The organism is Taklimakanibacter albus (genome assembly GCF_016595235.1).
Lineage (GTDB): Bacteria > Pseudomonadota > Alphaproteobacteria > Rhizobiales > Aestuariivirgaceae > Taklimakanibacter > Taklimakanibacter albus.
This window is the reverse complement of sequence record NZ_JAENHL010000006.1, coordinates 975,368-1,002,301: the sequence shown is the minus strand read 5'-3', so window position 1 is coordinate 1,002,301 and position 26,934 is coordinate 975,368. Positions and strand designations below refer to the sequence as shown.

Below are 26,934 nucleotides of genomic sequence, written 5' to 3'. Positions count from 1 at the left end.
TTTACGCGAATTGCACCTCAGGTAACCAGGGGGCCGAAAAAGCGCCCTATCGCGGTTTCAGATGTGTCGTGAAGAACTCCACCATCTTTCCATAGGCAAACCGGGTCTGGGCGAGGCTCTCCCGCGCCCAGGAATGGCCCGATCCCGGCAATGTCACCAGCTCGAACCGCTTGCCCTGCGCGATGAACTTCTCGATGAGGGCAATCGTATCGGCATAAAGGACCACCTCATCGCGGGTGCCGTGGATGATCATCAACGGGTCGGCCAGTCCTGCCGTGTGATAGAGCGCCGACTGGCGCTCGTAGCGCGCCGGATAGTCGTCGCCGCGCGGCGCCCCCATGATCCATTCCTGTTCCGGATAGGCATGGGAAACATTGGTCGCCGGCGCGCCGGCGACACCCGCGGCATAGAAACCCGGCTTCTTGAACAAGGACATCAGGGTCATCAGCCCGCCATAGCTCGAGCCCCACAGGCCGATGCGCTGGGGATCGGCATAGCCCTGCTCGATCAGCCCGCGCACGCAGTCGGCGATATCCTCGATATCGAGCGTGCCATAGGAATGCAGCATCGGGCGGTTCCACTCCTTGCCGCGCCCGAAACTGCCCCTTATTCCGGGATTGACGACCAGAAAGCCGCTGGCAACGAGGCACTGGTCGAAGCCCCAGGACGGGTGGATGTCGCGCCCGCCCCACTGATTGCACAGAGCGTCGGAATAGACCGAGCCGACGACCAGCGGATAACGCCGGCCGGGCTCATAATCGGGGGGCAGCATCAGCCGCGCGGTCAGCGGCGCGCCGTCGACGCGGCTCACGCAGTCGACATAACGCACTTGGGCCCAGTTGCGCGTGCAAAACGCCGGCAGCGGCGACTGCGTCAGCCGGATTGCCGTCTGGTCGCCGCCGAGACGCCGCGCATAGATCTCAGGCGGTGAGCGGTCGTCGCTGAAGCGGTCGGCAACCCAGTCGAAGGTCGGCGAATAGACGGGCTTGTGCGTCCCCGGCTCGGTGGTCAGCGCCTCCACCTCTCCGCCCGCCACCGGAACGCGATAGAGCTGCCGCTCCGCCAGATGCGACCGGTTGGCGGTGAAGTAGATCTGCTCATGCCGGCGATCGAGCTGGAATGCTTCGATCTCCCATGTCCCCTCGGTGATCCGTTCGGGCGCCCTGCCCCCCGCCGGCAGGCGATAGAGATGATTGTAGCCGTCACGGTTGGTCAGGAGGATCAGGCCGCGGTCGCCGGGTGCCCAGGCCACTTGCCAGTCGGGCCGGATCTGGATCGGGTCATGGAAATGATAATAGGTCGTGTGCGCCGCCGTCGCAACGTCATAGACGAAGATCGTATGGTTCTTGATGCTGAGGTCGCTCTCGCTGACAAACAGCGACCGGCCGTCGCCGGAGAGGCCAAAACCCCAGATCGCATTCTGCTCGTCGGGACGATCGAACCAGATCGGCTCGCCGCGCGCCGCCGAGACGACTCCGGGCCGCAGCCGTACGATCTCATCGCCCGGGAAAGCCCGCGTGAACGTATCGCGATGCGCGACGCCTTGCGCATCATATGCGATCTCGATCTGCCGCACTTTGCTGTTGTCGGCGAGAACGAAGGCGATCAGATCGCCTTTCTTTGCCCATTCGAAGGTCTCGATGGCGATGCGCTCGCCCGCCGGGACAAGCAAGCAGGCCGGCGCGTCCGTGCCGAAATCCTTGACCAAAAGCGACCCGCGCGCGGTGAAAGCGAGCCTCGCCCCGTCGGCTGAAACGGCCAAAGCGCTCACATCGGTGCAGTCCGGCTCGATCTCACCCGGCGTGCCGTCCGCGCCGACAATATAAAGGCGTCCGGCCAGGACCAAGACGATCCGTCCGTCGCCGAGCCAGACGGCTTCGGTTATTCCGGGACCGGCCTCGCCGCGCTTGTCGTCGCCAAGACGAGTGACCCTGCGCTTCACCGCACGCGCGACATCATATGTCCAGACATCGCGAAAGCTCTCGCCGCGATCGTTCCACAGGAAGCCGAGACGGGCGCCGTCAGCCGACCAGAAGCAAGCCTCAGGTGTCGTGCCGATAATGGACGGCGTCGCATAGAGGAGATCGAGCGTGAGCGTGCCGGGAGTCGCTTGGTCCTTCATGAGTGTCCTCTGATCGAAAGATGATCCTGCCATTTCGCTTGTGCGATGGCGACCGACGGCGCGGCGCGCGCCAATAAATGGAACGGAATCGGGCGCGCCTTGGCCAGCGGAATGGGCAGCTCGTCGAGCCGTGCGCCGGACGCCGCCTGGGCCAGCACCTCGCCCAGCATGGCAGTCAAGGCGATGCCGCGGCCATTGCAGCCGATGCCGCCGATGAATCCCGGTCCAAGCTCGTAGAGATGCGGCAGGAAGTCCGTCGTCATGGCGGCGGTGCCGCGCCATACATGGTCGAGCGCCGGCATCTCGACGAGGCCGAGCTCACGCATGAGACGGCGCGTGATCATACGCGCCATGCGCTCATGCGCGCCGAGCGGCACCATGGCGACGCCGCCGCTGATCAGGCGGTTGTCGCGATCCAGACGATAGGTGAACAGATTGGCGCGCGTATCCGCGATGGGATGCCGGCCGGGCGCGATGCGCTCAGCGACACCATGCGGCAAGGGCTTGGTCGCGAGCTGATAGACCGGCAGCGGTACGACGGAACGGGAAAGTTGGCGCGCGATCCCATATTCGGCGGCGTTGGTGCAGAGCAGCACCTTGTCTGCCTCGACAGAGTGTCGGTCGACACCCAGCCGCCAGCCGGCGCCCTTCCGTTCGATGGACTGGACGCCGGCCTTCTCGAACACCACGGCGCCGGCGCCGATCGCGATCCGCGCCAGGCCACGTACGTAACTCAAGGGATGCAGCATGCCGCCGCTCGCATCGAGCAATGCACCGGCACAGAATCTGAGGCTGGTGCGCCGGCGGGCCTCGTCGGCGGAAAGCATACGAACCGGCCGGCCCAGGGCCTGCCAGTCCTCGGCGCGCCGGCGCAGGATCGCCAGCATCGCGTCGGTGTGAGCGACCTGCATCCAGCCGACCTGTTCGGCATCGCAGTCGATCGCCTGATCGCGCACGGTGGCGAAGACGCGATCGGCTCCCGCCCCGATCAGGGCCAGCAGCCTCTTGCCGCGCTCTTTGCCGAGCCGGGCCAGAACCGCGGCGGGGTCGACCTTGGCGAAATTCGGCACCACGAAACCGGCATTCACGCCGCTGGCGCCGCTGCCGATCGCCTCGGCCTCGAGCACGGCAACGCGCGCACCTTGCCGCGCCAGGTGCCAGGCCGCCGTCAGTCCGGTCATGCCTGCGCCGATCACGGCGACATCGACGCTGAGATCCGCATTCAGCGGCGCGGTTGGCGGCGGCGGCGACGCGGTGCGCCACCAGGATGTGCTTCGGTATTCGCTCGTTGCCGTCATCGCGGCACGCCGGCCCATTACAGCCCGTTGAAAAATGTCTGGAGCCGCTTCATTCCCTGCTCCAGCCGCGCCATCGACTCCGAGCCGAAGCAGATGCGCAAACGGCCTTCGGCGGCGGCGCCATAGAAGCTGCCGGCCTCGACCACGACACGGGCCTTCTCGAGGATCATGTCGGCAAGCTCCTGCGAGGGAATGCCGGTCTGCCTGATATCCGGGAAGGCATAGATGGTTCCTTCCGGAAAAGCGCAGCTCACCCCCGGCATCTGGTTCAGCGACTTGACCACGAAATCGCGCTTCCTGAGGTCGTCCGCCACCAGCTCCTGCAGCACGGACTCAGGTCCTAAGACAGCGGCGCGGGCGCCATCCTGGATGAAGGTGTTCACATGGGTCACGTCATTGAGCGTGACCTTGAGCAAGGCCGGCATCAGCCATTGCGGCGCCGCCAGATAACCGATGCGCCAGCCATCCATGGCGTAGGATTTGGTGAAGGCGAACATCGACACCGTCCGCTCCGCCATGCCGTCGAGTGCCGCGATGCTGATATGCCGGACGCCGTCATAGGTGATGTCCTCATAGACCTCGTCCGATACGACGATGAGGTCGTGGCGGGTGGCGATATCGGCAAGGGCCTGAAGCTCCGCCCGGCTATAGACGCGCCCGGTCGGGTTGGCGGGGTTGACCAGCACGATCACGCGGGTGCGCGGCGTGACCATGGCTTCGACCGCCGCCGGGTCGATCGCGAAATTGTTCTCGACATCGAGCCTGGCGAAGACCGGCACCGCGCCGGCGAGCTCGATCTTGCCGACATGCTGCGGATAATGCGGCTCGAGCAGGATGACCTCGTCACCATGATCGAGCAGCGCCATGAAGACGGCGAAGGAGGCATGGGTGAGACCGTTGGTCACCAGGACATCCTGCGGCCCGACATTCATTTCGTTGCGCAGGCGCAGCTTCTCGGCCAGCGTCTGGCGCAGCTCCGGCGTGCCGCGCGGATCGCTGTAATGAACCTTGCCCGCCGTCAGCGCGGCGATCGTCGCCTGTTTGATATGCGCGGGCGTATCGGCATAGGGCCGGCCGACCTCGAGATGAATGAGATCGAGGCCGGCATCGGCCAGCCGCGCCGCCTTCTCATACATGCCGAAGCTCTTCACCGATGTCGTCGAAATTCGCTTTGCCAAGCGCCGCATATCGGTCACCTAAAAAACTGTCGCACTAGTTCAGTTCGCGGCCGGACAGATCGGTCCGGTATATGGCCCCGGCCTTCATGATGAGGCGCAGATTCTTCTTCGGATCGGCGAGCAGTGATATTTCGCGCAGCGGATCGCCGTCACAGACGATCAGATCGGCCTCCGCGCCCGGTGCGATGACGCCGAGCCGGCCGCTCTGCTGGAGGATTTCGGCATTGACCGACGTCGCCGAGCGCAGGATGTCGGCCGGCTTCTGGACGCGGCCACGGATCGCGAATTCGTCCGACTGCGCATATTCCATCTCGCCCATGAGATCGGTGCCGAAGCCGAGCTTCACGCCGGCCGTCTTGCAGATGCCGAGCATGGCGATGCCGGTACGATTGACGAGGTCGAGCTTGTCCATGACATAGGGCGAAAGGCCGAGCCGCTCGCCATGTTTGGCCGTCTCTTCGTAACAGACGAGCGTCGGCACCACATAGGCGCCTTTGCCGGCGACGAAGCCTGCGGTGTCGGCATCGATCATATTGGCATGCTCGACGGTGCGCACGCCCACGCCTACGGCATGCCGGATGGCCTCGCTCGTATAGGCATGGGCGCAGACATATTTGCCGCGCACCGCCGTCTCGCGCACCGCGACCTCGAGCTCTTCCTTGCTGAATTGCAGATTCTCGATGGCATCGTCTGGCGACCCCACCCCGCCCGAGGCCAGGACCTTGATGTGATCGGCGCCTTTGCGCAATTCATTGCGCACGACGCGGCGCATCTCGTCCGGCCCATCGACGAGCCGGCACTGGAAGGTGAAGGCGCCGGAATTGTAATCGATATCGGTGCGGTCATCCGTACGGCTACGGTGATCGCCGTGGCCGCCGGTCTGGCCGAGCGCCGGACCGCCCACGAACAAGCGGGGTCCGGGAATAAAGCCTTCGGCGATCGCTACTCTTATGCCGACATCGCCGCCGGCGACATCACGCACGCTGGTGAAACCGCGGTCGAGCATGGCGCGAATGCGCGGTACCGCGCGCGCCGTCATCTCGGTCAATGTCATGTTGCGATTGCGGGCTTCCACCAGATTGACCGCGAAGACATGCGCATGCGCATCGATCAATCCCGGCAGAAGCGCTCTGCCGCCCAAATCGAACTCGACCCCTGCCCGCACCGGAATCGGCCGGTCGGAGACGGCCTCTATGCGCCCGTCGACGACCAGAACATTCATTCCGGGACGCAGCTCATCGCCAACGCCGTCGAAATAGCTGGCGTTGCGCATAAGAATGGTTGCCACTTTCACACGCCCCTTCCTTTGCCCGCGCCTTATGCGGGAGCTTTCGGGCGCGACTTTAGGCGACAGGACGCGAGGGTGTAAAGAAGTTTGATCAAATAATCACAACTCGACAGCGCTCGACATCATATCATTGACAAGGCGAACAGGCAGACTTATCAAATCGAGTTGCTTGATCAAATGCTCACAGGACAGATGAGGGGGCACCCGCTCGTCGGTTTGAGGGCCCGCTGAAATTAAGCAGACACGCCGGCTCGATGCTAGGAAATCGCGCATCCAGGCCCGCAACGACAGAGAGGGAGGACAATCAATGAGATCCAATTCGACCGCCGCCCTGATGGCTCTCGCGCTATCTTCGGCAACCGCCATTTTCCAAGCCGGCCCGGCATTCGCCGAGGAGCCGCAGAAAGGCGGGACGTTACGCATCCTCGGCAGCGCCGAGGTCGACCGCTTCGACACCATTCCGCCGGCGACCTCCGACGCCGTCAATTTCCAGCGCGCCGTGTGGCGCCAGCTGATCAGCTTCGCCGCCTCGGCCGACACGGCCGAGCAGGTGAAGGCTGTCGGCGATCTCGCCGAGGACGTGCCTGTCCCCACCAATAACGGGCTCACCTACACCTTCAAGCTCCGCCAGGGCGCCATGTGGAACGCACCCGGCGGCGCCCGCCAGATCACGTCCGAGGACATCGAGCGCGGCTTCAAGCGCATGTGCAACCCGGCGATCGGCTCACCGCACCTCACCTATTTCGAGAATCTGATCGTCGGCCTCGCCGACTATTGCGCCGGCTTCGCCAAGGTCGAGGCGAAGGTCGAGCCCATGAAGGCCTATATCGAGGCCAACGACATCACAGGCATCGAAACGCCGTCGGCCGATGTCGTCACCTTCAATCTCAAGACTCCCGCCAACGACTTCATCTATCTTCTGTCGCTCGCGACGGCGGCGCCCGCCCCTGTCGAAGTGCTGAACTACATGCCCGACAGCCCGGAATACCGAACCAACTTCATCTCGAACGGCCCCTATACGATCGAAAGCTACGTGCCCGACAGCATGCTGCGGCTCGTGCGTAATCCCGCCTGGAAGCCCGAGACGGATCCGCTGCGCAAAGCCTATGTCGATGCGATCGAGATCGTCGCCGGCGTGCAGGCCGACGCGGCGATGCAGCAGCTGCAATCCGGCGACGGCGACATGCTCTATGATCATTCCATCCCGCCGGCCAGCGCGCAGATGCTCATCGCCCAGGGCGACGAGAAGATGTCGACAGTGACGACGGGCCGTACCCGCTTCGTCTGGATCAACACGGTCTCCAACAACAATGGCGGCGCGCTCAAGAATGTCAAAGTGCGCCAGGCCCTCTCCTATGCGATGGACAAGGCCGCGATCGTGCAGCAGCTCGGTGGACCGACATTCGCCAAGCCGCTGAACGGCATCTTCCCGCCGAATGTCATCGGCTATCACGAATTCGATCTCTATCCCTCGAAGGACGCCAAGGGCGATCCGGAAAAGGCCAAGGCGCTTCTCACCGAAGCGGGCTACCCGAACGGGCTGAAGCTCAAGATGCCTTATCGCAATATCGGCTCCGACCCGGCGCTCGCGCAGACCATTCAGGAAAGCCTCAAGAAAGCCGGCTTCGAGATCGAAATCAGCCCGGTGCCGCCGGCCGACTTCTATCCGCGGCTCATCACCAACTTCAGCAACGCCCAGAATGGCGTGTGGGATCTGGTGCCGGCGGGCTGGTCGCCGGATTGGCCGGGTGGTGCGGCGGGTTCGATCTTCCTGCCGCAATACAGCTATAACGGCACGCACGGCACCTTCAACTTCTCCGACTACAACAGCGACCGGGCCAATGAGCTCGCGGCGAAGGCATCCGCCACCACGGATGCGGAAGAGTCGGTCAAGCTCTGGCAGCAGGTCGATGAAACGGTGATGGCCGATGCGCCGACCGTCCCGCTCGTCGCCGTCTATACGATGCTCTATCACGGCCCGGCAGTGCGGAACTTCCTCCCCTATGCGCCGGGTGGCCAGGGAGATTGGACCAACGTCTGGCTGTCGCGCTAACACTCGATGTCTCACGTCCATAACGGGCGTGAGACATTCGTCTTCCTCGTCTTGATATGGCCATTCTCGAAGCGCGAAACCTCAATATCGCCATTCCCACCGGAGACGGTCTGGTCCACGCGGCCCAGAACGTCTCTTTCAGTGTGGAAGCGGGCGAGCTGTTCGGCATCGCGGGTGAATCGGGATCGGGCAAGAGCGTGTTGGCCCAGGCCATCCTGGGGCTGCTGCCTACGGCCGAGATCAGCGGCGAAATCTGGTTCGAGGGCCGCGATCTCCTGACGCTCGGTCCCCGCGACCTGCAGAAACTGCGCGGCGCCCGCATCGCCATGATCTCGCAGGATCCGCTGAGCTGTCTCCATCCCTATTACACGATCGGCAGCCAGATCAGCGAGGCGATCCTCACCCATAAGCATATCGGCAAGGCCGCCGCGAAACGCGAAACGATCGAGGTGCTGGCCAAAGTCGGCATCGCCGCACCAGACGAGCGCTTCAGCCACTACCCGCATCAATTCTCCGGCGGCATGCGCCAGCGCGTGATGATCGCCATGGCGGTCGCCCTCAATCCGGCGCTGCTCATCGCCGATGAGCCGACGACGGCGCTCGATGTCACCGTGCAGGCGCAGATCGTCGAGCTTCTCGATGCCATGCGCCGCGAGCTCGGCACCGCCGTCATGATGATCACTCATGATCTGGGACTCCTCGCCAGCGTCGCCGACCATGTCATGGTCATGTATGCCGGCAACCGCATGGAGATCGGCCGCCGCAGCGCGGTCCTCGCCGCGCCGGCTCATCCCTATACGGCCGGGCTTCTCGCTTCATCGCCGTCGAACCATGCGCCGGGAAGCCCGCTCACGTCCATCGCCGGCCAGCCGCCGAGCCTGCTCGCCAGGCCAAGCGGATGCGCCTTCGCGCCCCGCTGTGCCCAGGTCATGCCGATCTGCAGCCTCGAACGGCCGCCGGAGCGTGCCTTCGCCGATGGCAGTCATTCCATCTGCTGGCGTGAGAGCAAGGCACCGGCCCCGATGGCGCCCGTCGTACGGCAAACCAGCAAGCAGGCGGCTTCCGTCGCAACCGATGACCCAATCGTCACTGTCCGTGATCTCCGTTTCGGCTACCCGTCCGGTGGTCCCTTCTCAAAGCGCGCCGGTGTGGAAATCCTCAAAGGCATCAGCCTCACCTTGGAGCGCGGCCGCACACTCGGCATCGTCGGGGAAAGCGGCTGTGGAAAGTCGACGCTGGCGCGCGTCATCGCCGGTCTCGTCCCCGCCAGCAGCGGGGTGATCGAGATCGCCGGCCAGGATATAGCGGGCCTCGATGCCGCCCAATGGCACAGTCTGCGCAAGACGGTGCAGCTCGTCTTCCAGGACCCGTTCGGCTCGCTCAATCCGCGCCGGCGGGTCGGCTCGATCATCGGTGATCCTTTCCGCATCCATGGCGTCGCCTCCGGCGCCGAACGCCATAAACGGGTGCGCGATCTCATGGCGACCGTCGGTTTGAACCCCGAGCACTACAACCGCTTCCCGTCCGAATTTTCCGGCGGCCAGCGCCAGCGCATCGGCATCGCGCGCGCACTGGCGCTCAATCCGTCGCTGATCATCTACGATGAACCCGTCTCGGCGCTCGATGTCTCGATCCAGGCGCAGGTGCTCAATCTCATCCGCGCGCTGCAGAAGGAACTGGGCCTCTCTTATCTGTTCATCTCGCATGATCTCGCGGTGGTGCGCCATGTCAGCGATGAGATCGCCGTCATGAAGGAAGGCCGGATCGTCGAGATGGGCGATGCCGATCAGATCTACACGACGCCGCAACATCCCTATACGAAGTCCCTGCTCGCGGCATCCAATCCATTGCCGCGGCTGGAAGGTGCGTCATGACCGCACCAGCCACCGACAGCGCGCCGGCGGTCGTTCAGCGCGGCTCATTCGAGCTCACGCTGCGCCGGCTGCTGCGCGACAAAGCCGGCCTGCTGGCGCTGAGCTTCATCCTGCTGCTCGTCGCCTTCGCCCTGGGCGCCGGCGTCGTCGAAGCCTGGACCGGGCACTCGGCCTTCGAGCAATATCGCGACACGGGTCTCACCCCGACCGGCATGCCGGTGGGACCTGGTGCGGAATTTCTGTTCGGCACCGACGGGCTTGGCCGCGATGTCATGGTCCGCCTCGCTTATGGCGCGCGAACCTCTCTCACCATCGGCGTTCTCGCCTCGTTGATCGCTTCCTTCATCGGCGTCTCGATCGGGCTCGTCGCCGGTTATTTCGGGGGCTGGGCCGACATCGTCCTCGGGCGGACCATGGATCTCGTCATGAGCATCCCGGTCCTGCTCTGCGCCCTGGCTCTCGTCTCGGTCTTCGGACCAAGCGTGATCCTCAGCGTCGCCGTCATCGTCTTCTTCAGCTGGACGACGATCGGCCGGGTGATCCGCGGACAGGTGATCTCGCTCAGGCAACGCGATTTCGTCCAAGCCAGCCGCTCGCTCGGCGCCGGCCCCGTCTCGATCATGATCATCGACATCCTGCCCAATCTGAGCGTGCCGATCATCGTCTATACGACGATGATGATCCCCAATGGCATCGTCTTCGAAGCGACGTTGTCTTTCCTGGGGCTCGGAATCGTGCCGCCGGCGCCAAGCTGGGGTGGCATGCTGGCCGAGGCCGCCTCGAACTCGATCTATCTGGTCGCCTGGTGGCTCATCATGATTCCGGGCGCCATCCTGCTCATCACCACCCTGTCCTTCAACATTCTGGGCGACGCCTTGCGCGATGCGCTCGATCCGTCGGGCCGCCCGACCCGCAAGCGGCGGAAGGTGAGCAAGTCGTGATTTCCTTTCTCGCCAGCCGTCTCGCTTTCGCCGGCCTCGTGCTGCTGGTCCTGAGTGCCTTCGTCTTCTTTCTATTCTTTGTGGCGCCGGGCGATCCGGCGCGGCTGCTTACCGGCGAAAAAGCGACCGAAGCGCAGGTCGCGCAAGTGCGCGCCAATCTCGGCCTCGACCGGCCCATCCATGAGCAGTATCTGAGTTTCCTGGGCAGGACGGTGCAAGGCGATCTGGGCTTCTCCTATCGCAACCAGCAGCCGGTCACCAAGCTGATCTCCAACCGCATGCCGGCGACCATCTCACTCGGCATCGGGGCGGTCCTGATGTGGCTGGCGCTCGGCATTCCCATCGGCATCATGTCGGCGCGCCATCCCGGCAGCTGGCGCGACAGGATGGGGCAAGGCTTCATTCTCGTCGGTGTCAGCTTTCCGACCTTCGTGCTCGGCATGGCCTTGCTCTATCTTTTATATTTCATGCCGCGCCAGGCGGGCTTCACGCTATTTCCCGCCGGCGGATACAAGCCGTTCCTGGCCGATCCCCTGATCTGGGCCTGGCACATGTTCCTGCCATGGGTAACGCTGGCCCTCACCACGGCCGCCATCTATGCCCGCCTGACGCGCGGCGAGATGCTGGCGGTGATGGGTGAGGACTATATCCGCACGGCGCGCGCCAAGGGGCTGTCGGAACACAAGGTCGTTCTCAAGCACGGGTTCCGCAGCATACTCACGCCCCTCACCACGCAGCTCGGCGCCGACATCGCCGCCGTTCTCGGTGGCGCCATCGTCACCGAGCAGGTCTTCGGCCTGCAAGGCATCGGCTCGCTCGCCGTCCAGGCGGTCGGCAATCAGGACCGGCCGATCATCATCGGGGTCGTCCTGCTCGCCGGCTTTTTCATCGTCGTCGCCAATATCATGGTGGATCTGCTCTACGTGCTGCTCGATCCACGCGTGCGCAATGCGCACTAGGCTTTGCTCCCACCGATCTCCCTCTCCCTGAGGTGCGAGCACAGCTATCCTCGAAGGGGCTGCTGCCGCGTGCTCACTATATCCTGAGGGATGCTTCGAGGGCCGCTACGCGGCCACCTCAGCATGAGGGGAATTGGGAACTCCGGCTAATCATTCGCCTCCATCGGCAGGAAGTTGACCTCATGGGCGGCCGAGATCCGCACGGCTTCCATGGGATCGGCCACATTGTGGAGATTGTCGAAAAGCTTCTCCAGCATGCGCGACGGCGATACCCAGAACAGCGCCCTGGCCGGCTTGTCCGATTTGTTGAAATAGCCATGCGGGATGCCGCGCGGCATGCGCACCAGGTCGCCGGCCTTTGCCTTCATCCATTTGCCGTCGAGCTTGAGATCGAGCTCGCCTTCCTGAACCAGGATGAATTCCTCCTGGGTCGGATGAACATGCACCGGCACGAACTGGCCGGGCTCACTGTTGGTCTCGAACGCGAAGGTCGAGTCGCATGTCGCCTTGGGGAAATAAAGCTGGCCCAGAATATTCCAGCTCTTGCCGCCCAAACCCGTGCCCTTCGCGGTGATGCCTTTCTCCAGATCCTGCGCCATTCCGTAGCTCCCTTTGTTCATTTCCCTGGCCCCAATATCGTTTCCCGCCGTTTGAGGCTTTCCGGCGACCATTCCGTCTTCATATCGTAATAGATCTCGAAGGCACGGGCGCCCTCCGGTAATCGTACCCACGGCACCTTCGAGCGCGTGAAGATATGGGCGTCGGGCGCCAGCGCTCCCGCATCATCGAGCGTGCCGACACGCAGGAAGCGCAGATTGGGACGTCGTCCATAGTCGCTCCACAACGCCACCTTGCAGTCGGGACAGCGATAGATGTCATGCGGTCTGCCGCTTTCGGTCGGCATCGATATCGGCTCGGGCGCGCCCTGCAGCAGCTCGATCCTGTCGGTCTCGGTGAGTGCGTTGATCACGAAGGCGCTGCCCGTCTGGCGCTGGCAATCCGTGCAATGGCAGCAATTCACGAACATCGGCGGCATACGCAGCCGATAACGGACTTTGCCACAGGAACAGCCACCTTCGAGATAGTCAGGCGAAGACGCGGTCATCCCCGCTCCTCCTCATCTCATTCCATCACAGATCCTGCACGTCGATCACGCCGGAGATCGCCTTGATGGCACCCTTGATCTGCGGCGTCACCGTGAATTTGTTGCCGAGCACCATTTCGACTTCCCTGCCCCGCTCCATCTGCAGCACCAGCCGGACCGGCGCCTTGCCGCCATTGGTCAGGCGCTGGGCGATGGACTCGATCGGCTTGGCATCCTTGAGGAAGATGGTGAGCCCCGAGGTGATCTGAGATGCGGCACGCTCGATATCCTCGACACCCTGGAGCCTGAGGCGCACCTCCTCGCCGTCGACATCGGCCTCGACGCGGGCGATCACCGCCCGGCCGGGCTCGAGCATATCGCGGGTGAGCGCCAGCGTGTCGGAGAAGCAGATCGTCTCGAACTGGCCGGTGGGATCGGAGAAGCCGACAAAGGCGAATTTGTTGCCGGACTTCGAGCGACGCTCCTGGCGGTGCGTGATGGTGCCGGCGAGCTTGGCGGCGGTGGCGCCCTTGGTGAGGGCCTTGTCGCGGAAGGAATTCCAGGTGTCGACGCCCATGCGCGTGAGCCGCGACATGTAATCGTCGAGCGGATGGCCCGAGAGATAGAAGCCCACCGCCTCGAATTCCCTGGCGAGGCGGTCCATCGGCAGCCAGCCCTCGCGCGCCGGCAGCGCCACATCCTCCTTGCGGCCGGAGCCCTGGCCGAAGAGATCATGCTGGCCGGCTTCCGCTTCGGCCGTCGTGCGGTTGGCCATGGCGAGAACGGCGTCGATGCCTTCGAAGACCTGGGCGCGGTTCGGCTGCAGCTCATCGAAGGCGCCGGCCTTGGCCAGGCTTTCGAGCGCGCGCCGGTTGAGGACATGCGCATCGATGCGCCGCGCGAAGTCGCCGAGCGTCGTGTAAGGCCCTTCCGCCTCGCGCTTTTCGACCAGATGCTGGATGGCGCCCGAGCCGACATTCTTGAGCGCCGAGAGCGAATAGAGCACGGCCGCGTCTTTCACCACGAAATCGACCTGCGACTGGTTGATCGAGGGCGGCACGATCTTCACGCCGATGCGCTGCGCCTCCTGGCGGAAGACCTGCAATTTATCGGTATTGCCCATATCGAGCGACATCGAGGCGGCAAGGAATTCGACCGGGTGGTTCGCTTTCAGATAGGCGGTCTGGTAGCTGATATAGGCGTAAGGAGCGGAGTGCGATTTGTTGAAGCCGTATTCGGCGAATTTCGCGCAGGCGTCGAAGATGTTGCTGGCAATGGTCGGATCGATGCCGCGGTCGATGGCGCCTTTCAGGAAATTCTCGCGCTGCGCGTCCATTTCCGACTTGATCTTCTTACCCATGGCGCGGCGCAAGAGATCGGCTTGCGCCAGCGTATAGCCGGCGAGATCCTTGGCGATCTGCTGCACCTGCTCCTGATAGGTGATGACGCCGAAGGTTTCCTTCAGGATCGGCTCGAGCGCCGGATGCATATATTCGAGCGGCTCGCGGCCGAGCTTTCGGGCGCAATAGATCGGAATATTGGCCATCGGGCCCGGGCGGTAGAGGGCGACGAGCGCGATCAGGTCCTCGAAACGGTCGGCGCGCATCTGGCGCACGGCGTCGCGCATGCCGGCACTTTCCAGCTGGAACACGCCCACCGTGTCGCCTTGGCCCAGCATCGCAAAGGTCGGCAGATCATCGAGCGGGATCTTGTTGGCGTCGAAATCGGGGATGCGCTGGCGGATGAGACGCTGCGCCTTGTCGATGATGGTGAGCGTCTTGAGGCCGAGGAAGTCGAACTTTACGAGGCCCGCCTTCTCGACATATTTCATATTGAACTGGGTGGCCGGGATCGACGAGCGCGGGTCGCGATAGAGCGGCACCAGCTCCTCGAGCGGCCGGTCGCCGATCACGATACCGGCGGCATGCGTCGAGGCATGGCGGTAGAGGCCTTCGAGCTTGAGGCCGATCTCCAGCATGGTGCGGACCGTCGGGTCCTTGTCGCGCTCTTCCTGGAGCCGCGGCTCGCCCTCGATCGCCTGGGCGAGCGTCACCGGGTTGGCCGGGTTCATCGGGATCATCTTGCTCAGGCGGTCGACCTGGCCATAAGGCATCTGCAACACGCGACCGACGTCGCGGCACACGGCGCGCGCCTGCAGCTTACCGAATGTGATGATCTGGGCGACGTGGTCCTTGCCGTATTTCTCCTGGACGTAGTCGATCACCTCGTCGCGCCGGTCCTGGCAGAAATCGATATCGAAGTCCGGCATCGAGACACGGTCGGGATTGAGGAAGCGCTCGAACAGCAGCTTGAAGCGCAAGGGATCGAGATCGGTGATGGTCAGCGAATAGGCGACGAGCGAGCCCGCACCCGAGCCGCGCCCCGGCCCCACCGGAATGCCCTTCGACTTGGCATATTTGATGAAGTCCGAAACGATCAGGAAGTAGCCCGGATATTTCATCTTGATGATGACATCGAGCTCGAATTCCAAGCGCTGCTTGTAGTCTTCCTCGCTATAACCTTCCGATAGGCCGCGCTCTTTCAGCCGGTTGGCGAGGCCGTCAAAGGCCTGGCGGCGCAATTCCTCCGCCTCGTCGCCCTCGCCGTAGCGCGGCAGGATCGGCTTCTGCGACCTGACCTTGAAGGCGCAACGCCGCGCGATCTCGACCGTCGAGGCGATGGCTTCCGGGATATCGGCGAACAGCGTCGCCATCTGCTTCGACGTCTTGAAATAGTGCTCGGGGGTGAGCCGGCGGCGGTCCTCGGCGGACACCACCTCGCCTTCGGCGATGCAGATCAGCGCGTCATGGGCGGCATAGTCGTCGAGCTTGGCGAAGTAAGGCTGGTTGGTGGCGACGAGCGGCAGCTCGAGCTCGTAAGCGAGGTCGATGAGGCCGGGCTCCGAGAGCTGCTCGTTCTCGGTGCCGTGGCGCTGCAATTCGACATAGAGGCGATCGCCGAAGACCTTGGCGAGATCTTCCATGCGGGTGCGCGCCACTTGCGATTGGCCCTGGATGAGCGCCTCGTTCACCGGGCCGTCCGGCCCGCCGGTCAGGCAGATGAGGCCGTCCGAATGGGCCGTCAGATATTCCATGCTCACATGCGGCTCGGCCGTGTCGGGCGAATCGAGATAGGCCCGGCTGGTGAGCTTCATCAGGTTCTTGTAGCCGGCCTCGTCCTTGGCGAGGAACGCCAGGCTCGGAAGCTTGCGCAGACCGGTGCGCTGGCGCTGCGGGGCATCGGGCGACGGCTCTTCGCAGGCGATCTTGAGCGTGCAGCCGATGATCGGCTGAATCCCTTTCTCGCTGAGCGCTTCCGAGAATTCGAGCGCGCCGAACAGATTGCCGGTGTCGGTGATGGCGAGCGCCGGGCTTCCTATGTCTTTCGCGAGACCCGCCATCTGTTTGATGCGCAAGGCGCCTTCCGCCAAGGAATAAGCGGAATGGGTGCGCAGATGGATGAAGGTGATGCTGTTTTTCGACTCGTCCGACATGGCGAGACCCTAGCAAATTTGAAGGGCCGAAAGCGACCTCAGCGGAGGCGCGTTCCACAGGCCGTTCAGTCGATCTCCTTCTCCGCGATGCCACCTTGATCGCCAACCCAGAAACGCGGGCCAGGTCCCGACGTACCAGCCCGGTCGGCGGGATTCACGAGTTTGCACAGCTCGAGCGAAAGACAGCCGCAGCTGATGCATTTGGCGAGACCGAGCTTGAGCCGCTCGAGCTCGGCGATGCGCTCGTCGATGCGGGCGGACCAGGCGCCCGACAAGCGGGCCCAGTCTTGTCCCTTGGGCACGTGATCTTCGGGCAGCTTGGCGAGCTCGACGCCGATCTCGACCAACGACATGCCGAGGCGCTGGGCGAAGACGATGAAGGCGAGCCGCCGCAGGACCGGCCGGCGGAAGCGGCGATGACCTGATCCCGCCCGCTCCGAGGTGATGAGCCCTTTCTCCTCGTAATAGCGCAGTGCCGAGGCCGCGACGCCGCTGCGCCGGGCGACCTGATTAATGGTCAGAAGGCTTTCCATGACCTCCCCATAGCGCGATTAGCTATTGACTTCAAGTTCACTTGAACTTGTAGAACGATTCCCAAGACAGAACCAGCTTTTGGAGAAATCGATGTTCGACCCGGGCAGCATTCAGAAATTCAGCAGCACCAGCCGCCGGGACTGGCTCGAATGGTCGGGCATGTCACTCGCCGATGTGATCGACGAGGACAATCCGACAGCGAAGCTCGACGCCGTAGGTTTCCTGCGCGCGCCCCAGGGCGCCGTCAGCGATTTCAAGTTTCTCTATGCCGAGGTACTCGTCGTCACCCGTGGCCGTTGCGCGCTCAGGAGCGGCGACCGGCTCATCATCGCCGCCGCCGGAGAAGTCCTTTACGTGCCCGCGGGCACGGCCGGGACCATCGAGATTCTGGCTCCTCTCGAGCTCGTCTATGTGGCGGTCTCGCCCTTCGGCAAGCTCACGCCCGAGATCAAGCAAGCGCTGCTGTCGGCAGCCGTTTGACACCTCCACAATCCATCCAGAAACAAGGACAGACACATGCAAGGACAGCAATTCGATCCCACGCGTATTCAGCTCTTCACGGCGCAGACGACGCGGAAATGGATGGAGTGGTCGGGCTTCACGCTCGCCGATGTGGTCAATGAGGACGAGACGCCGGCCGCCAAGCTGGGCGCCGTCGGTTTCGTCAAGGCACCGCGCGGCGCCAAGAGCGATTTCGACTTCCCCTATGACGAGGTCTGTATCGTCACCAAAGGCCGCTGCCGGGTGCGCAGCATGTCGGGCGTGGTGACGGCGGGCGCCGGCGAAGTGATCTATCTGCCGGCGCATCTTCCCGGCACCTTCGAGGCGCTCGACGAGCTCGAGCTCGTCTATGTCGCCTCATCGCCCTATGGCGAGGTCAATCGCGAGATCAAGGCGCAGCTGCTCGCCGCGGCGCGTCAGTAGCTCACGAGCTAAATGATCAGCGCCACGGCCAATCCGGAGAAAGCGAGCAGGAAGGCGATGATATAGATGCGGAATGTCGTCTGGTAGCGCTCGCCGGCATTCGGGTAGATGCGATTATTGAGCAGCCTGAACAAAGCGATGGTGAACAGCACCACGCTTCCCAGCAGAGTCAGAGCGACGGCGAAGTCCGAGGCCGTGGACAGCGCCGGCGCTTCATCCGCCTCGACCGCCCAATTGGCCAGGAACGCCAGCAGGAAACCCATGACGATGCCGATGGATGTCACCATCGGCTGCCGGTAGGCGGCGACCTCGGTTTCGAATTTTCTTTCGGGTTCCATGAAACGTCCTCACAAGCTTCGCACGGTCAGACGCTGAAAGGTACAAACTCTATTCCGGCAGGAGCCGCCCGTCCTCGAGCCGTACCAGCCGGGTCATGCGGCGGGCGAGCTCGATATTATGGGTGGCGACGAGCGCGCCGACGCCCTCCTCCGTAACGACCCGCAGAAATTCGCCGTGAACAAAATCGGCGGTCTTGGGATCGAGATTGCCGGTCGGTTCGTCGGCGAGGAGCAATTGCGGCCGGTTGGCCAGCGCCCGCGAAATGGCGACGCGTTGCTGCTCACCACCCGACAATTGCGCAGGGCGATGATCGAGACGCGCGCCGAGACCGAAGCGCACCAATAGATCTTTGGCGCGTATCTCCGCGGCAGCCTTGCCGGTACCGGCGATCAATTGCGGCATCATCACATTTTCGAGCGCCGAAAATTCCGGCAGCAGATGATGGAACTGATAGACGAAGCCGATGCCGATGCGGCGGATGCGGGTGCGCGCATTGTCGTCGAGCTTGGTGCAGTTCTGGCCGGCGACATAGACCTCGCCCGTCGTCGGCGCCTCGAGGAGGCCGGCAATGTGGAGAAGCGACGACTTGCCGGAGCCAGACTGGCCGACCAGCGCCACGATCTCCCCCGCATGCACGTCGATGCTGGCATCGAGGAAGATGTCGAGCCGGCGCTCGCCTTCCGAGAAGGAGCGGGCCACATGGCGCAGTTCGAGGGCGGGCTTCAGGTCGCTCATTCGTAACGCAGGGCCTCGACCGGATCGAGGCGCGCGGCGCGCCAGGAAGGATAAAGCGTTGCCGCGAAGGACAGGGTCAGCGACATCAGTACGATGCCGATCGTCTGCTTCAGGTCCATGTCGGCTGGCAGCTGCGAGAGATAATAAAGCTCGGAGTTGAACACATCCGTCCCTGAAAGCCACGAGATGAACTGCCGTATGCTCTCGACATTAAGGCAGATGAGCAGTCCCACGAGGAACCCGGCGAGCGTCCCTGTGACTCCGATCGCCGCCCCGGTCATGAAGAATACCCGCTGCACGCTGGCAGCCGAGGCGCCCATGGTGCGCAAGATGGCAATGTCGTGAGTCTTGTCCTTCACCAGCATGTAAAGGCCGGAAATGATGTTGAGAGCGGCGACGAGAATGATCATCGTCAGCACCAGGAACATCACATTGCGCTCAACAGCCAGTGTGCTGAAATATGCCGTGTTGCGCTGCTGCCAGGTCTGGATGTCGAGCCCCGGCCCTGCCGCATCGAGCAGCGCCGGTTTCATCTCCTCGATCTCTTCGGGATTATCAACGGTCACTTCGATCGCCGACGCGGCATTGTCGACAACAAAATATTCCTGCGCTTCGGCGAGCGGCATGTAGATGACGCTGTCATCATAGAGCGACATGCCGATCTTGAAGATGGCGACGACGGTGAAGTCGCGGATGCGCGGCGCCGAGCCCATGATGGTCTCCGGCCCGTTCGGCGAGATGATCGTCAGCGTGCTGCCGAGGCCGAGGCCATGCTTGTACGCCATGCCCTCGCCAATCGCGACGCCGCCCGATTTGTCGAAGCCGTCGAGTGACATCACCGGATCCGGCGTGCCGGGCTCCTTCAGCGCGGTCGAGAGATCCTGGTTGTTGATGCTGGGCAAGCGCTTGAGGTCGGCTTCATGGACGCCGCGCACCAGAGCGCCTGTATTGTTGCGTCGCGACGAGGCCATGACCTGGCCCTCGACGAAAGGCATCGCAAGCTTGACGCCCGGCACGTTCGCAATGCGCGACGTGATATTGTCGTAATCGGGAATCGGCGCGCCATCGCTCGAATAGAAGCTGGCATGGCCGCTATAGCCCAGGATCTTGTCGAGGAGCTCGGCACGGAAGCCGTTGAGCACCGCCATCACCACGATGAGCGTGGCGACGCCCAGCATGATGCCGAGAAACGAGATCAGCGAGATGACCGAGACAAAGCCCTCGCGCCGGCGCGCCATCAGATAACGCAAGGCCAGCATCCGCTCGAAGAGCGCGAAGGGCTTGGTGTCCGGCAGCGCGCTCGACATCAGGCGGAGAACTTGCCGACGATGTCGGCGAGCGGCACGTTGCTGCGCTCGCCCGTCTTGCGGTTCTTGACCTCGGCGATGCCGTCCTTCAGGCCGCGCGGCCCGATGATGACCTGCCAAGGCAGGCCGATCAGGTCCATGACCTTGAACTTGCCACCCGGGCGCTCGTCGGTATCGTCATAGAGCACCTCGACACCCTTGGCGGTGAGGCCCTGATAAATCTTCTCGCAGGCTTGGTCGGTTTCCGCGTCGCCGGCCTTGAGATTGATGAGGCCGACCTTGAACGGCGCCACCGGCTCCGGCCAGATGATGCCGTTTTCGTCATGACTCGCCTCGATGATGCCGCCGACGAGACGCGACACGCCAATTCCGTAAGATCCCGACTGCACGGCCACCTGCTTTCCGTCCGGCCCCTGGACCAGACATCCGAGGGGATCAGAATATTTGGTACCGAAGAAGAAAATATGGCCGACTTCGATTCCCCGTCCGGTAAGCCTCCTGGCTTCCGGCACCCGGCCCTCGAATTCGGCCTGGTCGTGCTTTTCGTCGGTCGCCGCATATTTGGCGGTGAAGTCCTCGACCAGCTTGGCGACCTTGCCGACATCATCATAGTCGATGTCGAAATTGGTCCAGTCCATGTCGTAGAAATCGCGGTCGAAGAAGACTTCGCTTTCGCCAGTATCGGCGAGAATCAAGAATTCATGGCTGTCCTTGCCGCCGATCGGGCCGGTCTCGGCGCGCATCGGCACCGCCTTGAGGCCCATGCGGGCGAAGGTGCGCAAATAGGCGACGAACATCTTGTTATAGGAATGCTGGCCGGCCTCGCGGGTCAGGTCGAAGGAATAGGCATCCTTCATCAGGAATTCGCGGCCACGCATGACGCCGAAGCGCGGACGCACCTCGTCACGGAATTTCCACTGGATGTGATAGAGGTTGCGCGGCAGGTCCTTGTAGCTCTGGACGCCCGAACGGAAGATATCGGTGATCATTTCCTCATTGGTGGGCCCAAAGAGCATGTCGCGGTCATGGCGGTCCTTGATGCGCAGCATTTCCGGCCCATAGGCATTGTAGCGCCCGGACTTCTTCCACAGATCGGAGGACTGGATGGTCGGCATCAGCACCTCGATGGCGCCGGCCCGGTCCTGCTCCTCGCGCACGATCTGCTCAATCTTCTTGAGAACCCGGAAACCCGTCGGCAACCAGGAGTAGCTGCCGGCCGCCTCCTGCCGGATCATGCCGGCGCGCAGCATGAGCCGATGGGAAGCGATTTCGGCTTCCTTCGGATCGTCGCGAAGAATGGGCATGAAATATTGGGAAATACGCATGGAGAATCCTGTGGGAGGGAGATTGCGCGTGTTTAGACGCGAATCCTGTCTGAACTCAAGCCTGTCGCGTTTTGTACCGGAAGATCAAAAATCGACCCTGATGAAATGATCGGCAGCACATGCTCGAAATTTTTGCCACCGTTCCGTCACATTTCACGTGACAGGACGATGAAATGTGGTAGCGTCGCCTCCCAATAAAGACAAGGATGAGGGTCACAAGCCCAAGTCTGGGGAGGAGTTCTTCCGGCGCGCCACATGAGGCAGCAGCCGCCACAGGGCGAAGTCCTGGAGCGCAGTTGAAGACAATACCACTCAACAGAAAGCAAGGCGAAAGCCTTGCTTTTTTTATGGCACCCGCCCCGTCACCCACGGCCAGCCATAATAGAGCGCGGCATAGATGAGGCCGAAGACGATCGCCGACACGACCGTGGTGATGAGCGCCTTCTTGCCCATCTGATGGCGCACCGGCGCGCCCGGCTCATTACCTTCGAGCGTCGTCTCGCCCGCTTCATGGGCGTTCTTCACGCCCCAGGGCAGAATGGCGAACAGAACAATCCACCAGACGACGAAATAGATCGCAACCGCGGTGCCGAACTTCATGCCTGTTCGAGCTCCAGCAAGGTGCCGGTGAAATCCTTGGGGTGCAGAAACAGGACCGGCTTGCCATGGGCGCCGATCTTGGGCTCGCCGTCACCCAATATGCGCGCGCCCTGCGCCTTCAAGCGGTCGCGTGCCTGGATGATGTCCTCCACCTCGTAGCAGACATGGTGGATGCCGCCTGACGGGTTCTTCTCGAGGAACCCCTTGATCGGCGAAGCTTCGCCAAGCGGCTCGAGCAGCTCGATCTTGGTGTTGGGCAACTCGACGAACACGACCGTCACGCCATGATTGGGCTCAGCCTGCTTGGCCGACACTTTCGCCCCCAGGACGTCACGATAGGTCCGGATCCCCTGATCGAGATCGGGCACGGCAATGGCGACATGGTTCAGGCGGCCGAGCATGGAAGTTCCCTTCAAATTCGGGCGCAATCTATGGAGGCGCTCCCAAGTGATCAATGCGGCCTTTGCGCCTGATCACGGCTTGGTGAGATGCGTCACGATCCAGTGGCGGGATTCGGGGGCGGTGATGCCGCGGGGCCCGAAGACATGCCGGTCGAGGAAATAACCGGTCAGCTTGAAGCCGGCGAGCACATCGGCGAGGCCCGGTGCCCCGGCCGTGCTTCCCTTCAGGAAGCCCGGCAAGGCCAGCATCCGGTCGTGATAGGCAAATCCCGCTTCATGGCTCACGGCTCGCCCCGTCTTGGGCGAGACATAAACGAGATTGTCGCTGGCGCCCGTCGCGGCGCAGCGGGCGAGATCGAGGCCGAAGCCCAATTCGTCGAGCAGCCCCATTTCCCAGCGCACCAGGAGCGCCGGCCAGGTGCCCTCGTCCTCCAGCGCGTCGAGCACGACACGGGTCGCGTCATAGATACGCGGATGCGGCTCGCGTTCGGGCAGCAATTGCGCTTCGGCGGTAAGCGTCGTCAGAGCGGCGAGCCGCATCGCCTCGCCCATCAGCATGCCGGCTTTCAGCTCCAGCGGCTCGAGCGTGAAATTGCCGAGATGTTCCTCGAGCCTGGCGCGCCAGGTCGCCGATACGATATTGCCGGGCTGCAGAACGGGACGCATCTGGCGCGAGCGGCCACCGCGCACCAGGCCCAGTGCGCGCCCGCGCGTCGCGGTCAGAACCTCGCAGATGGCGCTCGATTCACCATGGCGCTTCACCGCGAGGATTATGCCTTCGTCTTTCCATTCCATGCGTAGCTACCCTCACCCTGAGGTGCGAGCGAAGCGAGCCTCGAAGGGTCTGTTGCAGCATCCTCGCTCTATCCTGATGGACGCTTCGAGGCTTCGCCTTCGGCGAAGCACCTCAGCGTGAGGATACTGGGAGAGTGCCGATCATAACGTCAATCCAGCAATCCCATCATGCGCAGGCGTTCGGGATCCTTGGCCCAGTTCTCGCGCACCTTGACGAACAGGAACAGGTGCACGCGCCGCTCGAACGCCTTTTCGAGCTCGAGGCGGGCCGCCTGCCCCAGCGCCTTGATGGTCTGGCCGTTCTTGCCGAGCACGATCTTCTTCTGGCTGTCGCGCTCGACATAGATCACCTGGTCGATGCGCACCGAGCCGTCCTTGCGCTCCTCCCAGGTCTCCGTCTCGACGGTCGAGGCATAAGGCAATTCCTCATGCAGGCGCTCATAGAGCTTCTCGCGCGTCGTCTCGGCGGCGAGGAAGCGCAGCGGTACGTCGGCGATCTGATCCTCGGCATAGAGCCAGGGACCTTGCGGCATCAGCCCGGCGATCCGATCTTTCAGCTTGCCGATACCGCTCTTGTTGAGCGCGCTGATCATGAAGGTCTCGCGGAAAGCGAAGGCCTCGTTGAATTTCTGCGCCAGATCGAGCAGCGTCTCGGCCTTGACCAGGTCGATCTTGTTGAGCGCCAGGAAGGCCTGCCTGCCGTTCTTCTTGAGCCCATCGATGATCGCCAGCACCTCGTCATTGAGGCCCTTGCGGACATCGGTGAGGAGGACGATCGCGTCGGCCTCGCTCGCCCCCGCCCAGGCGCCTTCGACCATCGCCTCATCGAGCGTGCGCTTCGGCTTGAAGATGCCGGGCGTGTCGACGAAGATGATCTGGCTCTGGCCGGCGATGACGATGGCGCGCAGCCGTGAGCGCGTCGTCTGCACCTTGTGCGACACGATCGATATCTTGACGCCGGCGAGCGCATTCACCAGCGTCGACTTGCCGGCATTGGGAGCGCCGATGATGGCGCAGAAGCCGCAGCGTGTTTCGGTTACTGTCTCTGTCACTTTCTGATCTTTTCCCGGCGCAGGAAGGCTTCGGCGGCGAGCTGCTCGCCATTGCGCTTCGACGGCGCGCTGGCAATCTCCTCGAGGAAACCTTCCACGGTTACGGCAATGGTGAAATTGGGCGAATGATCGGGTCCGTCGCGCGACACGATGCGATAGGCCGGAATGGCCTTGCCCTGCGCCAGGGCCCATTCCTGCAGGAAGCTCTTGGCGTCCTTGACGAGTTTGCTGCGGCTCGACAGCCGCTCGTCCCACAGGCGCATGATCAAGGCGCGCGCCGGCTCGAGCCCACCATCGAGATACATGGCGCCGAGGATCGATTCCATCACATCGCCGAGGATCACCGTCTGGGTCGCCATGCCCTGCGCCTTCTCCTTCTGGCCGACGCGGATATGCTCGGAGATGCCGAGATCGCGGGCAGCGTCGGCGCAGGCCTCGGCACGCACCAGGACGCTGAAATTCTGGGCGAGCGCCCCTTCCGCCTTGCGCGGATTGCGCACATAGAGCTCTTCGGCGATGACCAGGCCCAGCACGCGGTCGCCCAAAAATTCGAGGCGCTGATAGGTCGTGTTGGTCTTGCCTTTGCGCCCGCTGCCATGGGTGAGCGCCGCCTTGAGGAGATCGCGGTTGCGGAACGTGTAGCCGAGAAGCGCCGCTATCGCCTGGAATTCCTGATCGGTAAAACGCGTCCGGTCGCTGTTGGTCACGGCCTCAATTCACAAGATTGAAGAAACGCAGCCAACGTATCGATGTCGGCCATTTCCACACCTGCCAGAAGGCGGCATCGGGCTCGATCGAGAAGAAGATGATGTCGGCGCGGCCGACGAAATTCTCGTATGGCACATATCCCACGCCACCACCCGCCGCGTTCTGGGCATAGCGGCTGTCGAGTGAGTTGTCGCGGTTGTCGCCCATCATGAAATAGTGATTGGCGGGCACCGTATAGACTTCGGTGTTGTCGGCGGCGCCATTGGGGGTGCGGTCGAGCACGTTGTAGCTGACCCCATTGGGCAGCGTCTCGACATATTGCGGCACCGGCGAGCCGCCGCCCTCGCCGCTCTGGTCGACGAAGTCGGCGATGCGCTGGCGCGGCACCTGCTGGTCGTTGATATAGACGACGCCCTCGCGCACCTGAACGCGATCGCCCGGCAGGCCGATCACCCGCTTGATGTAGTCCGTCTCGTTGTCGCGCGGCAGCTTGAACACCGCGACGTCGCCGCGCTTGGGCTCGGCGGGAAACACGAAGCGGCCCTCGACCGGAATCGGGCCGAATTTGAACAGCTCGGTGCCGAACAGATTCAAGCCGAAATTGAAGGAATACTTGCTGTAGCCATAGGACAATTTGGAGACGAACAGATAATCGCCGACCTTCAGCGTCGGATACATGGAAGCGGACGGGATGTTGAACGGCTGATACAGGAACATGCGGACGGCGAAAGCGATCAGCAGGGCCTGGATGATGACCTTGATCGTATCCCAGAAACCGTCATCCGACTTCTTGCGGGGCTCGTGCGCCGCTGCCGCCATATTATGATCTTTCGTATGTTTCACAGTATCCATGCCAGTTCGGACGAGCCCGATTCAGCCCTATAGTACGCATATATGACCGTTTCAACGGTAGGAAAGATTACATTCCGGCATTTTCCGTCAAGGGAAGCGCCTCGATGATCACGAATGCCTGAGCGTAGGGAAATTCGTCCGTAATAGTGAGATGGATATAGGGCCGATGACCTTTCGGCGTCAAATCGGCGAGGCGCTTGCCGGCGCCCCCGGTCAGCACCATGGTGGGCTTGCCGGAGGGCTCGTTCACCACCCCCAGATCGCGCCAGAACACCCCTTGATTGAAACCGGTGCCGAGCGCCTTGGAGCAGGCCTCCTTAGCGGCATAACGCTTGGCATAGGAGGCGGCGCGCTCGGCCCGCCGGTCGGACTTCCGGCGCTCGATCTCGGTGAAGACCCGGTTGGTGAACCGCTCGCCGTAACGCGCGAGCGTCTTCTCGATGCGCCGGATGTCGATCAGGTCGTTGCCGAGGCCGATGATCATTTGAGGCCCCGGCTCCCCGGCTTGATCGCCGGAATGGCGGCGAGCTCGGGCGGCAGCCCGTCGGCCGGATAGGTCGGGATGTCAAGCCGCGTCAGCGCCTCGAGCGGCACGCCCAGATCGGCCTTGCCGTTGGAGCGGTCGATGAGACAGGCGGCCCCCACCGTGACGCCGCCCTCCTCATTGATTCCGGCGATGCATTCGCGCGACGAAAGCCCGGTGGTCACGATGTCCTCGACCATCACCACGCGGGCGCCCTTGGGGATGGTGAAACCGCGCCTGAGCACAAGCTTGCCGTCGACGCGTTCGAAGAAGACCGACTCGACGCCGAGCTGGCGCGCCATTTCGTAGCCGACGATGACGCCGCCCATGGCGGGCGACGCGACGAGGTCGATCTTGTCGCCGATACGCGCCTTTACCTGGCGGGCGAGCACCGCGCAGAGCCGCTCGGCGCGCCTGGGGTCCATCAGCACCCGCGCGCATTGCAGATAATTCGGGCTGCGCAGGCCGGAAGACAGGATGAAATGGCCCTCGAGCAATGCGCCCGCCGCCTTGAACTCCGCCAGAACCTCGTCTTTGGTCATCGATCCT

Annotated in this window: 25 protein-coding genes and 1 pseudogene; 6 read left to right on the top strand and 20 right to left on the bottom strand. The window is 63.1% G+C overall.

Going from position 1 to position 26,934, the window contains the following annotated elements; genetic code table 11:
* Positions 1-46: 46 nt before the first annotated feature.
* The 4 genes from JHL16_RS09575 to JHL16_RS09560 are packed head-to-tail and all read right to left on the bottom strand — an operon-like array spanning position 47 to position 5,886.
* Positions 47-2,122, bottom strand: a complete 2,076-nt coding sequence (locus JHL16_RS09575) for a prolyl oligopeptidase family serine peptidase (protein ID WP_200184608.1) — start codon at positions 2,120-2,122, stop codon at positions 47-49.
* A complete protein-coding gene (locus JHL16_RS09570; protein ID WP_200184607.1) occupies positions 2,119-3,420 on the bottom strand; it encodes an NAD(P)/FAD-dependent oxidoreductase in 1,302 nt (433 codons plus the stop codon). The genes JHL16_RS09575 and JHL16_RS09570 overlap by 4 nt, the downstream gene beginning before the upstream one ends.
* Positions 3,421-3,437: 17 nt before the next feature.
* Positions 3,438-4,607, bottom strand: a complete 1,170-nt coding sequence (locus JHL16_RS09565) for a pyridoxal phosphate-dependent aminotransferase (protein WP_200184606.1) — start codon at positions 4,605-4,607, stop codon at positions 3,438-3,440.
* 25 nt (positions 4,608-4,632) lie between these two features.
* Positions 4,633-5,886, bottom strand: a complete 1,254-nt coding sequence (locus tag JHL16_RS09560) for an amidohydrolase family protein (RefSeq protein WP_200184605.1) — start codon at positions 5,884-5,886, stop codon at positions 4,633-4,635.
* A 307-nt stretch (positions 5,887-6,193) separates the two neighbouring features.
* On the opposite strand from JHL16_RS09560, the gene JHL16_RS09555 reads away from it, so the two are divergent.
* The 4 genes from JHL16_RS09555 to JHL16_RS09540 are packed head-to-tail and all read left to right on the top strand — an operon-like array spanning position 6,194 to position 11,713.
* Positions 6,194-7,939, top strand: coding sequence for an ABC transporter substrate-binding protein (locus JHL16_RS09555; protein WP_200184604.1), 1,746 nt, complete (start codon positions 6,194-6,196; stop codon positions 7,937-7,939).
* Between the two features lie 56 nt (positions 7,940-7,995).
* Positions 7,996-9,813 carry an ABC transporter ATP-binding protein gene (locus JHL16_RS09550; RefSeq protein WP_200184603.1) on the top strand — a complete coding sequence of 606 codons (1,818 nt, stop codon included), beginning with the start codon at positions 7,996-7,998 and terminating at the stop codon, positions 9,811-9,813.
* A complete protein-coding gene (locus tag JHL16_RS09545) occupies positions 9,810-10,754 on the top strand; it encodes an ABC transporter permease (protein ID WP_200184602.1) in 945 nt (314 codons plus the stop codon). Before JHL16_RS09550 ends, JHL16_RS09545 begins: the two co-directional genes overlap by 4 nt.
* Complete coding sequence (locus tag JHL16_RS09540) at positions 10,751-11,713, top strand: ABC transporter permease subunit (RefSeq protein WP_200184601.1); 963 nt, start codon at positions 10,751-10,753, stop codon at positions 11,711-11,713. Before JHL16_RS09545 ends, JHL16_RS09540 begins: the two co-directional genes overlap by 4 nt.
* 146 nt (positions 11,714-11,859) lie before the next feature.
* Here JHL16_RS09540 and JHL16_RS09535 read toward each other — a convergent pair whose 3' ends face one another.
* From JHL16_RS09535 to soxR, 4 genes are all read right to left on the bottom strand, one after another.
* A complete protein-coding gene (locus tag JHL16_RS09535; protein ID WP_200184600.1) occupies positions 11,860-12,312 on the bottom strand; it encodes a cupin domain-containing protein in 453 nt (150 codons plus the stop codon).
* Between the two features lie 17 nt (positions 12,313-12,329).
* The gene (locus tag JHL16_RS09530; protein ID WP_200184599.1) at positions 12,330-12,818 is read right to left on the bottom strand and encodes a GFA family protein; all 489 of its coding nucleotides are present in this window, start codon (positions 12,816-12,818) and stop codon (positions 12,330-12,332) included.
* A gap of 25 nt (positions 12,819-12,843) precedes the next feature.
* Entirely contained in the window at positions 12,844-16,290 is a 3,447-nt protein-coding gene (gene dnaE, locus JHL16_RS09525; protein ID WP_200184598.1) for a DNA polymerase III subunit alpha, read from the bottom strand.
* Between the two features lie 65 nt (positions 16,291-16,355).
* A complete protein-coding gene (gene soxR, locus JHL16_RS09520) occupies positions 16,356-16,823 on the bottom strand; it encodes a redox-sensitive transcriptional activator SoxR (RefSeq protein WP_200184597.1) in 468 nt (155 codons plus the stop codon).
* Positions 16,824-16,914: 91 nt separating this feature from the next.
* Between soxR and JHL16_RS09515 the strand changes: the two genes are divergently transcribed.
* Positions 16,915-17,304, top strand: coding sequence for a hypothetical protein (locus JHL16_RS09515; RefSeq protein ID WP_200184596.1), 390 nt, complete (start codon positions 16,915-16,917; stop codon positions 17,302-17,304).
* A gap of 36 nt (positions 17,305-17,340) precedes the next feature.
* Positions 17,341-17,748 carry a cupin domain-containing protein gene (locus JHL16_RS09510; protein WP_200184595.1) on the top strand — a complete coding sequence of 136 codons (408 nt, stop codon included), beginning with the start codon at positions 17,341-17,343 and terminating at the stop codon, positions 17,746-17,748.
* 8 nt (positions 17,749-17,756) lie between these two features.
* Here the strand turns inward: JHL16_RS09510 and JHL16_RS09505 are convergent, their stop codons facing one another.
* From JHL16_RS09505 to pyrE, 12 genes and pseudogenes are all read right to left on the bottom strand, one after another.
* Entirely contained in the window at positions 17,757-18,086 is a 330-nt protein-coding gene (locus tag JHL16_RS09505; protein ID WP_200184594.1) for a hypothetical protein, read from the bottom strand.
* A gap of 199 nt (positions 18,087-18,285) precedes the next feature.
* Positions 18,286-18,822: pseudogene (locus tag JHL16_RS09500) on the bottom strand (ABC transporter ATP-binding protein); the annotation flags it as partial.
* Positions 18,819-20,129 carry a lipoprotein-releasing ABC transporter permease subunit gene (locus JHL16_RS09495; RefSeq protein ID WP_200184592.1) on the bottom strand — a complete coding sequence of 437 codons (1,311 nt, stop codon included), beginning with the start codon at positions 20,127-20,129 and terminating at the stop codon, positions 18,819-18,821. The pseudogene JHL16_RS09500 and the gene JHL16_RS09495, both read right to left, overlap by 4 nt.
* Positions 20,129-21,454 carry a proline--tRNA ligase gene (gene proS, locus JHL16_RS09490; RefSeq protein WP_200184591.1) on the bottom strand — a complete coding sequence of 442 codons (1,326 nt, stop codon included), beginning with the start codon at positions 21,452-21,454 and terminating at the stop codon, positions 20,129-20,131. Before proS ends, JHL16_RS09495 begins: the two co-directional genes overlap by 1 nt.
* Before the next feature lie 345 nt (positions 21,455-21,799).
* Positions 21,800-22,054, bottom strand: a complete 255-nt coding sequence (locus tag JHL16_RS09485) for a DUF1467 family protein (protein ID WP_200184590.1) — start codon at positions 22,052-22,054, stop codon at positions 21,800-21,802.
* Positions 22,051-22,455, bottom strand: a complete 405-nt coding sequence (gene mce, locus JHL16_RS09480; RefSeq protein ID WP_200184589.1) for a methylmalonyl-CoA epimerase — start codon at positions 22,453-22,455, stop codon at positions 22,051-22,053. The genes JHL16_RS09485 and mce overlap by 4 nt, the downstream gene beginning before the upstream one ends.
* 72 nt (positions 22,456-22,527) lie before the next feature.
* Positions 22,528-23,250: a DNA repair protein RecO gene (gene recO, locus JHL16_RS09475; RefSeq protein WP_200184588.1), complete on the bottom strand. Its 723-nt coding sequence runs from the start codon at positions 23,248-23,250 to the stop codon at positions 22,528-22,530.
* Positions 23,251-23,399: 149 nt separating this feature from the next.
* Positions 23,400-24,302: a GTPase Era gene (era, locus tag JHL16_RS09470; RefSeq protein ID WP_200184587.1), complete on the bottom strand. Its 903-nt coding sequence runs from the start codon at positions 24,300-24,302 to the stop codon at positions 23,400-23,402.
* Positions 24,299-25,009, bottom strand: coding sequence for a ribonuclease III (gene rnc, locus JHL16_RS09465; RefSeq protein WP_200184586.1), 711 nt, complete (start codon positions 25,007-25,009; stop codon positions 24,299-24,301). Before rnc ends, era begins: the two co-directional genes overlap by 4 nt.
* 4 nt (positions 25,010-25,013) lie before the next feature.
* Positions 25,014-25,829 (bottom strand): signal peptidase I, encoded by an 816-nt coding sequence (gene lepB / locus JHL16_RS09460; RefSeq protein WP_200184585.1) that lies wholly within the window; start codon positions 25,827-25,829, stop codon positions 25,014-25,016.
* A gap of 100 nt (positions 25,830-25,929) precedes the next feature.
* The gene (acpS, locus tag JHL16_RS09455) at positions 25,930-26,346 is read right to left on the bottom strand and encodes a holo-ACP synthase (protein ID WP_137854976.1); all 417 of its coding nucleotides are present in this window, start codon (positions 26,344-26,346) and stop codon (positions 25,930-25,932) included.
* Entirely contained in the window at positions 26,343-26,927 is a 585-nt protein-coding gene (gene pyrE, locus JHL16_RS09450; protein ID WP_200184584.1) for an orotate phosphoribosyltransferase, read from the bottom strand. Before pyrE ends, acpS begins: the two co-directional genes overlap by 4 nt.
* Positions 26,928-26,934: the final 7 nt, after the last annotated feature.

What these genes read in the sequence shown, in the direction of transcription:
- JHL16_RS09575 (WP_200184608.1), bottom strand. Translation starts at nt 2,122, where the DNA reads ATGAAGGACCAAGCGACTCCCGGCACGCTCACGCTCGATCTCCTCTAT.
- JHL16_RS09570 (WP_200184607.1), bottom strand. Translation starts at nt 3,420, where the DNA reads ATGACGGCAACGAGCGAATACCGAAGCACATCCTGGTGGCGCACCGCG.
- JHL16_RS09565 (WP_200184606.1), bottom strand. Translation starts at nt 4,607, where the DNA reads ATGCGGCGCTTGGCAAAGCGAATTTCGACGACATCGGTGAAGAGCTTC.
- JHL16_RS09555 (WP_200184604.1), top strand. Translation starts at nt 6,194, where the DNA reads ATGAGATCCAATTCGACCGCCGCCCTGATGGCTCTCGCGCTATCTTCG.
- JHL16_RS09550 (WP_200184603.1), top strand. Translation starts at nt 7,996, where the DNA reads ATGGCCATTCTCGAAGCGCGAAACCTCAATATCGCCATTCCCACCGGA.
- JHL16_RS09545 (WP_200184602.1), top strand. Translation starts at nt 9,810, where the DNA reads ATGACCGCACCAGCCACCGACAGCGCGCCGGCGGTCGTTCAGCGCGGC.
- JHL16_RS09535 (WP_200184600.1), bottom strand. Translation starts at nt 12,312, where the DNA reads ATGGCGCAGGATCTGGAGAAAGGCATCACCGCGAAGGGCACGGGTTTG.
- JHL16_RS09530 (WP_200184599.1), bottom strand. Translation starts at nt 12,818, where the DNA reads ATGACCGCGTCTTCGCCTGACTATCTCGAAGGTGGCTGTTCCTGTGGC.
- dnaE (WP_200184598.1), bottom strand. Translation starts at nt 16,290, where the DNA reads ATGTCGGACGAGTCGAAAAACAGCATCACCTTCATCCATCTGCGCACC.
- soxR (WP_200184597.1), bottom strand. Translation starts at nt 16,823, where the DNA reads ATGGAAAGCCTTCTGACCATTAATCAGGTCGCCCGGCGCAGCGGCGTC.
- JHL16_RS09515 (WP_200184596.1), top strand. Translation starts at nt 16,915, where the DNA reads ATGTTCGACCCGGGCAGCATTCAGAAATTCAGCAGCACCAGCCGCCGG.
- JHL16_RS09510 (WP_200184595.1), top strand. Translation starts at nt 17,341, where the DNA reads ATGCAAGGACAGCAATTCGATCCCACGCGTATTCAGCTCTTCACGGCG.
- JHL16_RS09505 (WP_200184594.1), bottom strand. Translation starts at nt 18,086, where the DNA reads ATGGAACCCGAAAGAAAATTCGAAACCGAGGTCGCCGCCTACCGGCAG.
- JHL16_RS09495 (WP_200184592.1), bottom strand. Translation starts at nt 20,129, where the DNA reads ATGTCGAGCGCGCTGCCGGACACCAAGCCCTTCGCGCTCTTCGAGCGG.
- proS (WP_200184591.1), bottom strand. Translation starts at nt 21,454, where the DNA reads ATGCGTATTTCCCAATATTTCATGCCCATTCTTCGCGACGATCCGAAG.
- JHL16_RS09485 (WP_200184590.1), bottom strand. Translation starts at nt 22,054, where the DNA reads ATGAAGTTCGGCACCGCGGTTGCGATCTATTTCGTCGTCTGGTGGATT.
- mce (WP_200184589.1), bottom strand. Translation starts at nt 22,455, where the DNA reads ATGCTCGGCCGCCTGAACCATGTCGCCATTGCCGTGCCCGATCTCGAT.
- recO (WP_200184588.1), bottom strand. Translation starts at nt 23,250, where the DNA reads ATGGAATGGAAAGACGAAGGCATAATCCTCGCGGTGAAGCGCCATGGT.
- lepB (WP_200184585.1), bottom strand. Translation starts at nt 25,829, where the DNA reads ATGGCGGCAGCGGCGCACGAGCCCCGCAAGAAGTCGGATGACGGTTTC.
- acpS (WP_137854976.1), bottom strand. Translation starts at nt 26,346, where the DNA reads ATGATCATCGGCCTCGGCAACGACCTGATCGACATCCGGCGCATCGAG.
- pyrE (WP_200184584.1), bottom strand. Translation starts at nt 26,927, where the DNA reads ATGACCAAAGACGAGGTTCTGGCGGAGTTCAAGGCGGCGGGCGCATTG.